Annotated in this window: 11 protein-coding genes; 8 read left to right on the top strand and 3 right to left on the bottom strand. The window is 50.5% G+C overall.

What is annotated here, in order from left to right:
• Window positions 1-426 precede the first annotated feature (426 nt).
• The 8 genes from FUA23_RS20340 (at window position 427) to metK (ending at window position 7,704) form a co-directional block, all read left to right on the top strand.
• Window positions 427-1,953, top strand: coding sequence for a S8 family peptidase (locus tag FUA23_RS20340; protein WP_147932619.1), 1,527 nt, complete (start codon window positions 427-429; stop codon window positions 1,951-1,953).
• Between the two features lie 175 nt (window positions 1,954-2,128).
• Window positions 2,129-3,034, top strand: a complete 906-nt coding sequence (locus FUA23_RS20335) for a hypothetical protein (protein WP_147932618.1) — start codon at window positions 2,129-2,131, stop codon at window positions 3,032-3,034.
• Window positions 3,034-3,603: an SdpA family antimicrobial peptide system protein gene (locus FUA23_RS20330; protein WP_147932617.1), complete on the top strand. Its 570-nt coding sequence runs from the start codon at window positions 3,034-3,036 to the stop codon at window positions 3,601-3,603. The genes FUA23_RS20335 and FUA23_RS20330 overlap by 1 nt, the downstream gene beginning before the upstream one ends.
• Window positions 3,600-4,538 carry a sporulation-delaying protein SdpB family protein gene (locus FUA23_RS20325; RefSeq protein WP_147932616.1) on the top strand — a complete coding sequence of 313 codons (939 nt, stop codon included), beginning with the start codon at window positions 3,600-3,602 and terminating at the stop codon, window positions 4,536-4,538. Before FUA23_RS20330 ends, FUA23_RS20325 begins: the two co-directional genes overlap by 4 nt.
• Before the next feature lie 68 nt (window positions 4,539-4,606).
• Window positions 4,607-5,383 (top strand): SDR family oxidoreductase, encoded by a 777-nt coding sequence (locus FUA23_RS20320; protein ID WP_187271151.1) that lies wholly within the window; start codon window positions 4,607-4,609, stop codon window positions 5,381-5,383.
• Complete coding sequence (locus FUA23_RS20315) at window positions 5,383-5,715, top strand: cupin domain-containing protein (protein WP_147932614.1); 333 nt, start codon at window positions 5,383-5,385, stop codon at window positions 5,713-5,715. Before FUA23_RS20320 ends, FUA23_RS20315 begins: the two co-directional genes overlap by 1 nt.
• A 2-nt stretch (window positions 5,716-5,717) precedes the next feature.
• Complete coding sequence (locus FUA23_RS20310) at window positions 5,718-6,233, top strand: hypothetical protein (protein ID WP_147932613.1); 516 nt, start codon at window positions 5,718-5,720, stop codon at window positions 6,231-6,233.
• Between the two features lie 214 nt (window positions 6,234-6,447).
• Window positions 6,448-7,704 (top strand): methionine adenosyltransferase, encoded by a 1,257-nt coding sequence (gene metK / locus FUA23_RS20305; protein WP_147932612.1) that lies wholly within the window; start codon window positions 6,448-6,450, stop codon window positions 7,702-7,704.
• Window positions 7,705-7,874: 170 nt separating this feature from the next.
• On the opposite strand, the gene FUA23_RS20300 is transcribed toward metK, so the two are convergent.
• The 3 genes from FUA23_RS20300 to FUA23_RS20290 all read right to left on the bottom strand — a co-directional run bounded on the left by FUA23_RS20300 (window position 7,875) and on the right by FUA23_RS20290 (window position 12,516).
• On the bottom strand, window positions 7,875-8,468 hold the full coding sequence (locus FUA23_RS20300) for a M23 family metallopeptidase (RefSeq protein ID WP_147932611.1): 594 nt from the start codon (window positions 8,466-8,468) through the stop codon (window positions 7,875-7,877).
• Window positions 8,469-8,590: 122 nt separating this feature from the next.
• Complete coding sequence (locus FUA23_RS20295; protein WP_147932610.1) at window positions 8,591-10,084, bottom strand: T9SS type A sorting domain-containing protein; 1,494 nt, start codon at window positions 10,082-10,084, stop codon at window positions 8,591-8,593.
• Between the two features lie 278 nt (window positions 10,085-10,362).
• Window positions 10,363-12,516 (bottom strand): endo-1,4-beta-xylanase, encoded by a 2,154-nt coding sequence (locus FUA23_RS20290; RefSeq protein WP_147932609.1) that lies wholly within the window; start codon window positions 12,514-12,516, stop codon window positions 10,363-10,365.
• Between the last annotated feature and the right edge of the window lie 82 nt (window positions 12,517-12,598).

Raw genomic sequence — 12,598 nt, 5'->3', positions numbered from 1 at the left:
GGTACTTGGACTTGATCCCGGGAGAGTAGGTCGCCGCCAATTTATGAAAGCCTCGCTGCAACTTTGCAGTGGGGCTTTCTCCGTTTATACCCGTTCCTCAGCATTTATGCTGAGAAAAGCTATCGCCGGTTCCCCTAAACCCTCCCGACAAACGAGACGTCCTATAAAAGGTGCGCGCTTTTCTTACCAGCTGTTCCTCAGCATTTATGCTGAGCAGAAAAGAGCACCGGCTCCGCCCAACACACTTTGCACCTGCGGCCGCGCCCGAAAAGATGGCTGGCAATTGAAAAACAAGTCTGTACACATCTAAATTCCATCTAATACCGTTATAAGAACGATGCCTTTTGGTCGATGAAGCGTGGATTCCCGTCGAACGATTGATCGGAAATCACTGATTAACCCTATTTTAGGTGCAAATTATACATCATGCTTTTTCTCGTAGCCCTCTTTCTTTGCCTTTGGTTTTGGCGTCGTAACCTCAAAGATGCCAACATCTGGATGCTGGCAACCTATGCTGGCGTCGCAGTGATGGCGTGGAGCGATTACAGCACTGTATCTGCCGCTGGAGGAGCAATGAACGAAGCGTTGCCCCGAATCGTACGTGATTTCCTTCTTCTGGGTATGGTAGGTTTTGTCCAAAGCCTCGCTGTCAATAAACGAATGCCGATCTGGATGGCTGTAGTCCTTACTCTGGTCATTTTTGCATTGGCTCATTTTCTTGAGTTTGAGAAGCCCGGTGGAGACTCGGTGATTTTAACAGAACAGACTTCTACGGAACAGATTGAGGCATCGAAACTGGACCCTTCGGGAGAATTACTTGTTCAGGTTGCACACGGAGACAAGAGTTTGGAAGCAATGGCTCTTCAGATGGGGTGGAGCGCAGAACCTGCGTTTAACCCAGAATCAGCAGACGCCACAGAACTTGACGACTACTACATCCTCGATGTCAATGATGTGGCTAAGGCGGAAGGTGCCCTGAGCAGACAGTCTTTTGTTCTATACTTTGAGCCAAACGAATTGATTCAGGTAGATCCTTTGGTTGCTGATGGTGCGGAAGCTTCAAAAAAGAATCCGTCATTGAGCATCAACGATCCTGAAACCGGTCAGCAATGGGTAATGGAAGTGATGAACATGGAGGCTTACTATCAGCTTCTTGCCCGGCAAACAGCGGTAAAAAAGGCTAAGATTGCTATTCTGGATACCGGAGTAGATGGCAAGCACGAAGACCTCAAGGATAATTACTTCTCGATTGAAACTAAGTACGATAATGATCCAATGGGGCATGGTACGCACTGTGCCGGCATTGCTGCGGGTGTAACCAACAACAATATTGGGATTGGATCCCTGGCGGGCGCTGGTGCTCAGCCATTCGTGGAAGTTACCAGTATCAAAGTATTAAGCGCAGGAGGCATGGGGACGCAGAAAACCATCATTGCAGGCATCATCGAAGCTGCTGATGAAGGAGCTGATGTAATTTCTCTGTCGTTGGGTGGTCCGAGCAATTCCAGTCGCCAAAAAGCGTACAGTCAGGCGGTGAAGTACGCTATCAACCAGGGAGCGATAGTAGTTTCCGCAGCAGGCAACAGTAATCGTGACGCGAAGGATTACGCACCGGCGAATTCAACGAACATGATTACTGTGTCAGCAATTGATGAAAACCTGAACCGGGCCGTATTCAGCAACACAGTAAACAACGTTAAACAAGGTATTGCTGCTCCGGGAGTTGCTATCTACAGCACAACTCCTGACAATAATTATAAGGTATTCAGCGGTACCAGCATGGCCACGCCTTTCGTTGCTGGCTTGCTGGGGGTAATGCGCTCCGTTAATCCGGACTTGTCGGCGGCAGATGCCTATAAGATTCTCAAGAAAACAGGAGTCGATTCTAAAGATAGCCGCCTTACCGGTAAGGTCGTTCAGCCTGAGGCAGCCCTGAAGGCTGCGTTGAAATAAGCCTCGGATGGGCTAAAACAAGAACAGAAATCATATAGACAGCGTACCTGAAATCATACATTTTAGTCTGATTATCAGAAGGTTTATGAGCGGCCAGGGGAAGTGGGGACTAAATTAGTGGAAACAAAAACCCGTTTCCATGTTAATACTGTTGAACCTCCGCGAAAACCCTTTCGTGAAATCGCTCTGCTTCGCACTGGCGGTTAGTCTGCTTTTTATCTCGGCAAAAATGCCTGTAGACCGTCCTGCGACGGTTAAATATACCGGAGAAGAAATATTTACTTCTATCCTGATGCTTAGTGGTCCGGTGACCGGAAAGATACCGGAACTGCGCATGTTAAAGCGACAATTCAAATCCAAACAGGACCGCAAAGCAATGTCCCGTGAGGGTGCGTTGGCTGCATCGATGGTAAAGTATATAAAGGCGAAGTCGCCTGAGTTCTTTCCTCGTTTTGCTTCCGCAATGCAAAGCGGCGACCGCAGGCAAGTTGAGTCTGCTCTCAAATCAATGGGAATTCCTGTAGCAGACTACCTGCAGGCTCAAAAAGAGTTGCCCCGAAGCATTACGGATTCCCGACAGTTCCAAAGCATGGTCCGTGGGGTCAGCGGACACCTTCGGAGCAAAGAAAAGGAATTACTCATCAAGGGGAAAGCATACAACACTCCTTTGATGGAGTATACATTAGCCCAGTACCTGAACGATAATAAAGAGGAAATGCTTGAGGGGCATAGTATGCCTGGCAATCCTATTCCCTTTCCCCCTCTCGAGAAAATACCGCCGCCATCATCTCCCGGTGAATGGCCGGCAATGGATGATCTTGACCCCACGAATCCCTTTCCGATGATTGACGTTGGTGGTGATATTGTCATCAATAACGCTACAATGATCAATAGCCGGGAAAACAGCGTAAGTGTAGTAGTAGATACTGAGGTCGCAGCTGTTTCACACGTCGTAGGTGTGGTTGTTCTTCTGGTCGTTGTATTGGCGATCGATATTACACCGTTCTCAACTAATGATCAGGCTGGCCGGCTTTTCCAGGAGTCGCTCGTCAATAACCTGGCAAGAACACTCGAGGCTTAATGTCGAAAAACGAAACGAGGGTGCTTACTGCAGTCTTTACCGGTGCTGTTTTGCTGGTATGCCTGATGGCTTTCTCAGTAATGGTTGCGGTAGCACCCTTTAACCCCATTTCGACTAAACTACAGGTGGGGGCCGAAATAAATACTCTGATTCCTGAAGGCTGGGCATTCTTTACCCGTAACGCCAGAGAACCCGACTTTTTCTACTACGAGAAAATCGACGGGGAGTGGGGCCGGATGGACAGGTACTTCCCAAACAGTACGCCCCTGAATGCATTCGGGATGAACCGCAGAAGTCGTGCGATTACTACTGAGATGGTATTACTGCTACAAAAAATGCCAGCAGGCGCATGGGTTGAATCCGAGGAGGTTCTGAATGCTTTCAACGTCGCTGCTCTCGATACAGCGAAGGCGTACGCTGTCTCCAATACGCTGCCTGTCCCTTACCTGTGTGGAGATATTGCGATTGTAATGGCAGAGCCCATTCCCTGGGCTTATCGTCAGGGGGGAGAAGAAGAGATCAGTAATTTCAGAGCCGTCTTTCTTCAAAGTAATTGCCAGAACCAATGATGATGCCTTTTATTACCAGACTATCTAACTGGAACCCATGGACCAGCCGGCTTGGATTGGCGCGAACTTGTATCGCTGTTGGGACACTCCTCGCTTTCATTTTCAGCCCGGCTAACGTATTGTTTCATCCCATTAAAGGGGTAGAGGTATTACCAGTTTGTGAAGGTATTACGGGGTTAAGTCTTTTCTGTCAAGTGGGAGGTAACCTTCGGTTAGGAATGTGGATTTCAGGGTTTATCCTTGTTTGGGTTATTGCAGGTTGGTGGCCTCGCATATCGGCCGTTTTTCATTGGTGGGTGTCAATTTCTTTCGTGCTGTCTGCAACCCTGATTGAGGGCGGAGATGCGCTTGCTGCGATTCTCACATTCCTGTTGATCCCTGTTTTATGGCTGGATCCAAGAAAGTCTCATTGGGCGAACCTGCAGCGGTCTGAATCTCTTAGCGATAAGGCAAAGAGTGTTTTCTCTAAAGTCTTTTTCCAGCTGGTGCGAATACAGATGGCAGTTGTTTACCTCCACGCTGCTGTTGGAAAGGCGGAAGTGGAAGAATGGGTGAATGGAACCGCAACCTATTACTGGTTCATTGATGAATCGATCGGTATGTCTTCATGGCTAAAGCCATTGGTTGAACCCTTATTGCTGAATGCCTTCACGGTCACGTCGATTACCTGGGGAGCAATGCTCCTTGAGTTGGTGCTTTTTGGTGGGTTGTTTATGTCGCGTAAGCATCAGAGAATCCTGTTTTACTTCGGGTTAGCGTTTCATGTTGCGATTGCGCTGGTCCATGGCCTCATCGGTTTCGGTCTGATCATGATCGGAGGTCTGATTTTGTATTTGTTGCCGCTTGAGGAACCTGTTAGATGGTTTTGGGAGAAAAACCCTGATCCTGTTAGGGAGCCGAAGTTTGCTCCCTCCCAAAGCGGAGCCACTGAATGAAGAACGGAGACAGAACTTACTACCGATCAGGGAGCACAGGTATAGAGAGTTTTGTACCTTGCCGGACTATGGATTTACAACTAAAGAACAGCACCTTCTGCGTAGGGGGTGTAACCAGCGGCCTCGGTCGGGCGGTGGCAATTCGTTTGTTAGCCGAAGGAGCCAATGTTGTTGGTGTCGCTCGCGGGCAGGAGAAACTCGACGCAATGGCTGAAGAAATGGGAGGCAACTTTACCCCGTACTCAGCGGACCTTACGGATGCAACGGCAGTAAAGATTCTGGGAGAATTCCTTGTGACAAAGGAAGTCACTGGTTGCGTATTCAACGCAGGAGGACCTCCCACCGGGCGGATTGAGGAACTGGAGATGAAGCACTGGGACCAAGCCTATGCCAGCACGTTTCGGTGGAAGGTACAGCTTACCGAAGCCCTGTTACCGGTACTTCGCGCTGCGAAGTACGGCCGGTTGCTCTTTCTGGAGAGTGTCTCCATCAAACAACCTATTGACAACCTCGTCCTGAGCAACGCTATGCGGGCAGCTGTTGCCGGCTTCGTTAAGACGCTCAGCCGCGAAGTTGGAGAAGATGGAATTACCGCGAATATCCTTGCGCCGGGCTATCATTCGACTCCCCGTATCACTTCGGTCCTGGAAAAGTCTGCGAGTATGCAGGGGCTAAGTATGGAGGAAACTGAAGCCAGCTTCGCCGCCGAGACTGCGACTAAGAAATTGGGTGATCCTGCAGACTTTGCGGATACGGCCGCCTTTTTATTGTCGCCTCAGGCGAGGTACATTACGGGACAGACTATTACCGTAGACGGAGGTTTGGTAAGACACATCACAGGCTAATGCAATACTATCTGAACAAAGAGCAGGATCTGCCGCTACAGGAAGTTTATCCGGGTATAACGGGGCATCTTATTCATACCGAGCGGTGTACGATTGCCGACTTCAGGATAGCTGCGGGAACGGAGTTGCCTTCACATCACCACCCCCACGAACAGACGTCGACCGTACTGGAAGGCCGGTTTCTGTTTGAAGTCGGTGGTATAGAACGCATTTGCGAAGCAGGAGATGTAGCGGTTATTCCGGGTAACGTACCGCACCGCGGTACCGCGCTGACGGATTGTCGAATCATGGACGTATTCTCCCCGGTCCGGGAGGATTACAAACTAGGCTAAAGATGAAGTTCTACTACCAGGCAGAAGGTGATCAGCTTATCGGAGAATCGGGAAGACTTAACGAGCATATTGAATGGTATCCCTACACCGCTGCGGTTGCGCCTTTCGATGTCGATGTCCTGATCGTCTTTGCGGGTGTCCCAGAGGACGACCAGAACTTGGATATGTTCCTGCGGTACGGCCGTCCGGTGCTGCGGGTTGGCAAAATTGAGCCATCGGATCTAACCGCGGTAATGGAGGAGTACCGCAACCATATTGCGGGGCGGGCCCGCACCAATTACGAACCCATCGACTGCAACTTTTACGACAATTTTGAGGCGGCCATCGTGCAGCGAAGAAAAGTCAACCTGGAGTATCTGGGAGCGCAAGGAGAGACCATTAGGTGCGCCACGGTGCTCCGGGACCTCAAGACACACCTCACGGAGGAGTTTGTCCAGCTCGCATCCGGAGAGTGGCTGCGGCTGGACCAGATCTTTGCTGTAGACGGAGTTGTGGCGGGAGACAGTTGTAGGTTTTAGCTGTTCTTCGGGCGCGGCCGCAGGTGCAGTGGCAGGTTTCGGGAGAGACAGGGTAGGGCGATAGCCGAAAATATGCGTGTGCTTCGCATTGCTTTTCTAAAGAACCGTGTATTGCATCCTGCGGTCGCGCCGACTTATTGCTTTTATGATAAGGCGGCTTTCGGGCAGGCAGTAAAGGACTAATCCTTATCTTCGCGCACCAAACGAAAACAATATGCCATACCTCTTTACTTCGGAGTCTGTCTCCGAAGGCCACCCAGACAAGGTTGCTGACCAGATTAGTGACAATCTCGTTGATCATTTTCTTGCTTTTGACCCCTCTTCCAAAGTTGCCTGCGAAACACTGGTTACTACCGGTCAGGTTGTTCTTGCCGGAGAAGTTAAATCATCTACGTACCTGGACGTTCAGACCCTTGCCCGCGACGTAATCGAGCGCATCGGTTATACTAAGTCAGAGTACATGTTCGAGGCCCAGAGCTGTGGTGTTCTTTCTGCTATTCACGAGCAAAGCCCGGATATCAACCAGGGTGTGGAGCGTACCAAGAAAGAAGATCAGGGAGCTGGCGACCAGGGGATGATGTTCGGTTACGCAACCAACGAAACGGAAAACTACATGCCGCTGGCCCTCGATCTGAGCCACCGCATCCTTCAGGAACTTGCAGCTATCCGGAAAGCGGGTAAGAAGATGAAATACCTCCGCCCTGACTCTAAGAGCCAGGTAACGATCGAGTACGATGACAACCACAAACCGGTCCGGATCGACTCCATCGTAGTTTCTACTCAGCACGATGATTTTGACGAAGACGAGCAGATGCTGGCCCAAATTAAAAAGGACGTCATCAGCATCGTTATCCCTAAAGTAAAGAAGGGACTGAAGAAGAGCATCCAGAAGCTGTTTACCGAAGACATCACCTTCCACGTGAACCCGACCGGTAAATTCGTAATCGGCGGTCCTCACGGTGATACCGGGCTCACAGGCCGTAAGATCATCGTAGATACCTACGGAGGCAAAGGTGCGCACGGAGGTGGTGCGTTCTCTGGTAAAGACCCGAGCAAAGTAGACCGCTCTGCTGCTTATGCCACTCGTCACATCGCCAAGAACCTCGTTGCTGCGGGTGTAGCCAGCGAGATTCTGGTACAGGTCTCTTACGCCATCGGCGTAGCGAAGCCGACCAACATTTACATCAACACCTACGGCTCGGCCAAGGTGAAAATGACCGACGCACAAATTGCCAAGAAAGTCGAGAAGATTTTCGATATGCGCCCTTACGCCATCGAGACGCGTTTGAAGCTGCGTAAGCCTATCTATTCTGATACCGCTGCTTACGGCCACATGGGGCGTCCTTCCGAGAAAAAAGAACTCACCTTCAAGGACGGTTCCGGAAAAATCAAGACAGTAAAGGTAGAAACCTTCACCTGGGAAAAACTGGACTACGTAGCGAAGGTTAAAAAGGCTTTCAAAATTAAATAAGATCAGGTCGGCCTTCCTGACAACGGAATGGCCTGGCTAATGTAAACAGCGCAGAATCCGGCACTGAATTTACTCCATCGGAGTGGTTTTGAGTGCTGGATTCTGCGCTTCGTTTTTTAGCGAATCCACTAGAACTTTACAGAAAACAGCAGGGATTACCGGCGAGTAGGTTAAGCGTTTAACCAGAATTTTATCGGATCGATAGCCTTTTTTTCCTTACCCAGCATGATTTCGAAGTGGAGGTGAGGAGTTGTTCCCTTCGCGTTCCCAGTATCTCCGACGGTGCCGAGTACATCGCCCGCCTCAACAGCTTCGTACTCTTCAACCGCCCAGGAATCGAGGTGAGCGTAATAGAATAGTCTGCCTTTACTGCCCCGCAGATAAATCTGTTTACCGCCGCTACCGCCTTCCTTTATCCGTTCAATGAAACCGTTGGTAGTAGCAATGATGGGTGTACCTTTTGGAGCCTTAATGTCAATTCCCTGGTGCAGGCGGGTTTTTCCCCGTTTGTCACCAAAGACGGAAATAATAGCTTCGGGGCCGTAATTTTGAACGGGAAATGTAAGCTCGGACTTCACGGAGGAAGTAACAGGTTTGAGTTGCTGCGTCGGTAGTGCAGGAGTAACCTTAGTGTCGGACTCTGGGACAAGAACTACGGTTGTTTCCCCTACAGCTAGTGTGGTCTCAGGCATGGCGCTATAAACCCTGATGCCCACCAAAGCTGCGCAGGCCAGGATTTCGAGGAAAAGAACTTTGTAGAACATGATTGTTTCGTTGCTTGCCCTCTGAACGGGAGCTGTCCGCCAAAAGTTGTGTTAAAAAGCAAGCCCCGTCAACGTGATACGTTGACGGGGCTTCCAGACTGACAGGTTAAACGAGGCAGTGATTACTGCTTAATTACTTTGCGGTTGACCATTTCTCCGGCGATTTCTACCTGAAGGAGGTAAGTAGCGTTAGGGAGGTTTTCGAGGTCGATCTGACGGAAATTACCTTTCCATTCCTTAACAAGGCGACCGCTTTGGTCCAGAACTTTAACCGCGTCGAAGGCGGGCAACTCGCCACGGATAGAGAGTGGGCCACTTGTGTACGGGTTAGGGAAGATGCTGAGCTCTGCGGCCCAGGATGGCTCACGGATGGCACTACTGCCCTGAACTTCGACGTCCAGGCTGCTTCCGTTAATTGCTGCTTCAGACTGGTTGGCCCGAACGAACGCGTTGGGGATTATGTCCAGCTCAAGGGAGGAGGTTTCACTGCCACCTGGGTTGAGGGGAATGAAACTGATGGTACAAACCTTACCGCCGGGGGTGGTGGTATTCAGTTGATCTTTACGGCTGGCCGCGATTTCGAGTCTGCCGTCTGCCCGTGAGTTAACCTGGCTGATGTTGAGGAGATCGTCGCCGAGGAAAGAACCGTCGAAATCGACACGGATAGAGTTGAGGTCTACGAGTGAAGGGTCAAACTCAAGAGCGAAGGCCAGTGCATAACCTACTGCATCGGGATTACTTCCTTCACCGAGGTTGATGGTAACGGTGGTCTCTTCGCCAGCGTTGAGTACTTCCTCTGATTCGATTGACAGGACAGGGCCTGCTTCGTTGGATACATCCGGAGCGATGTTGAAAGCGGAGTTGAGGGTCATACCGTAATTCACACGTACTACGGCGAGGTCTTCAAAATCAATTGTACCGTTGCCACTAGCATCAGCCTCAGCGTAATTCAGACCACTGCTGAAGCTGCCTGCCCATGGGGTGGCAACCTGAGCAGCAAAAGCGGTGCTGACAGAAGTACGTGAAGGGCCGCTGGTGTTGAAGATATGGCCGATGTTGATGATGTCGCGGTGATCTACCTGCTGGTCATCATTAGTGTCACCGGGGAGAACGCTAACGGCTGCATCGGAGCCATAGCTGATGCTGCCGGCGTTCAGGGTGTTGGGTACAGCAGTAAAGGTGCCATCGTCCTGAGCAAACTCTGAAGGGAGGAACCCGTCGAAAGTAATAGTGGAAGAGCCTTCCATCTGAGTGGTATTGAAGCAAGCTTCAAAGAGTACTGTTCCGGGGTCAAGGGTAATGCCGCGTGAATCAGCAGGAATGTGCGAAATAGCGATATTATTGCTGACGGGCATTGAGCTATACATGCCGTCGAAGCTGAAGGGGTTATCTCCCAGGCGCAGCTCAGTAAACAGGAGTTGCGTTGTATCCCACTCCAGGGAGAACTGTACGGTTACAATGTTAGGGAAAGTATCGGCTACTACCGGTACACAGACCTCGGTTGTGCCTTCAGGAGCAACAACATCGGGAATGGAAAGGATCACCACAGACTGGGCGAACAGACCATTTGACGCACAGAGGAGTGCGGCAAAAGCCAGGGTAAAAAAATTGTTCATTGTGTTGTTCAGTTTGGAAAAATGCTTCTGCGACAAACCAAAGAGGGGCGGAGTCACAACAGCAAACGCTAAAAAAATCGGATTATCAAAGCTTTAATTCTTCAAGAGAGAATAACCTAACAAATTCTAATTCAAAACAAATATAAAATAACTTTCTCACCACAAAGGTACAGGTTACAATTGTTAAAATGTAACGGCTCGCCCCGGAAAAAATGAGGGGCGAGCCGTTTTCTGTTTAAAGCCTACCGTTTTCTGGGTGAAGTGAATAAAATTGTCTTCTATTTTTTTCTCAGAAGTTGCAAATTGGTAGCCTGAGTTTGGGTTGACAGGCGAAGGTTGTACACTCCGGTGGGCAGTTCAAGGTCGAATTCGGTTGTGCCCGGTGCAAAATTGCCGTTCCAAAGCTGGCGGCCATTCACGTCGTACAGTTCTCCCTTCAGTATTTTGCTGAGGTTGTTGGTGACCGACCAAGGCCCCGTGGCGGGGTTTGGATAGGCGATTACCGACCCGGCCGGCAGCTCAGGAAGGGTAGTGGAGACCAACTGAGCACAGTCGAGTATAATCGACTTGTCTTCAACGACATCGACAGTAAAAGTGTGAGTCGCTGACTCACCGCAGTCGACGGTAATTTCGTAGGTTCCCTTGAATCCGCGGGTACTTGTTTTTCCTTCTGCATCAGTGGTGAGGTCTTCGTTGGTCCACCATTCACCGAACACGAGATCCTTGAAAGTGTGTCCGGGCAGAGTACGGCTCCAGTCTTCATTGAACAGGTTCGCTCCTTTGTTCTGCCAGGTATCCACATCCCAGAAGTTCCAGAACATAAAGCCGGTCATGGATTCGTGGCTGAAAGTTACGGTCATGAAGTCTTTCATGTAAGTTGCAGCGAGTTCTTCACTTACGCTGGTGGGCATGTCAAACTCGGTGATTTTGGCTTCCAGGCCAAAGGAGTCGTAGAAGTCGTCGTAAGTTTCCAGGACCTCGTATATGCTGTTGGGGCTTGCACTGAGGTGGGCCTGAAATCCAACTCCCTGGATGGGAGCGTCGGCATCAATTATTTCCTGAATGAAATCTTTGTACTGTTCGTAGATCACCGCCCCTTCGGTATTTTTGAGGGAGAGGGTGATGTAGTCGTTAATGTACAGTTTGGCGTCCGGAGCTAACTCACGCGCACGCTTAAAGGTATTGGCGTAAACTTCACGGCCTGTGGGGTGACCTGGTGTGCCCCGAAGAGCGGCAGCAAGGTCTGTATTCGTATTGATTTCGTTAAGTACATCCCAATCTTTGATGTACTGGTCAAAATCCTCTGTTTCGAGGAAGTCGACGAGGTGTTTGTCTAATTCATCGAGGAGGTAAGAGGGGTTATTGGCGTTTTCCTGCATCCGGTCGGGCATGTTACCCCATCCCGGCCAGAGGAGTACGTGACCCCTGATATCGATGTTGCGCTCGTTGAGGTATTCAAGGGTGCGGCGGGTTTGCTGATTGGTGGAGATCCATTCGTCTTCCCACGCCGGCCATTTGAAGTCGTTCTCGAATACAATGGAGCTGAAGCCGTGTCCTTCACCATCGAGATTAGTGATTCTATCCACGAAAGCAGGACTGTAGTTGCGGCCGAGCGGGAAACGACTTGCTTTTACGGCGGTGCCGAAGTCGAAGTCGTGACGTTGCATCCGCACTTCCACGCTTGCGTTGGCTGCGGGGCTTCCTTCTTCGTTGAGCACGGTGAAGTTCATGTCTGCTTTCCGGAGGTTTTCGATGCGGGCGGCGGCGGGTGCACGCCAGGCAGCATCAGCCTCGAAACCTGCATAATTGCCTGCACTGAGGTCGTTAGGAAATTGCTCTAGATCGTAGTCGGGGCCATAATTGAGAATGGCCATACCTCCGATTTCGACGGTTTGGGCCTGGTGGCCCAGGTGCATTCCCATGGTCATACCGCCTACGGGGTGGGTGCGGGTAAGGATCTCGAAAGGAATGAAGAAGCGTTTCCATTCGGTGGACAGTTCGACGGTGACTTCCACCTCTTTAGCGTAGGTGTCGTTGCGCTCGGCGATGAGGGTGACTTTACCGTCGCCTTCCGGGCCGATGGCCCGGATGTAGATGACCCACAGCATCTTATCGCCCAGAGAGATGGTTTCGCGGTTGTTGCCGTTCCAGCCGGCATCCCATCCGTTGAGCAGGGGCTCGTTGATGCGAATAGATTGTACCTGGGTAAAGCCCAGATCGCCAGGTTCACGGGTAAGTCTTTCGGCAGAACTTTCGTTGTACGGAAAAAACCTGCCCAGCATCTCGTTTTCGGTATCGCCCCAGGGGAAAGTGGCGCCGGTCAGGGTGTACTGGGTGGCGAGCCAATTCATCAGCTCGGAATTATACTGATCGGGCTGAGCCCCGAGCATGGTAGTACAGAATAATAAGGGTAGCAGTAAGGATAGTTTCATTATCGACTTTTTAGTTTAAAATTTAAAGCAGGTAGGTACCAACGGCAGCCATAATGCCGGCGATTGGTAGCGAAACAGAACA

The organism is Neolewinella aurantiaca (assembly GCF_008014675.1).
Classification (GTDB): Bacteria; Bacteroidota; Bacteroidia; order Chitinophagales; family Saprospiraceae; genus Neolewinella; species Neolewinella aurantiaca.
The sequence above is the reverse complement of the archived record's forward strand: the minus strand, read 5'-3'. Positions and strand labels throughout refer to the sequence as shown.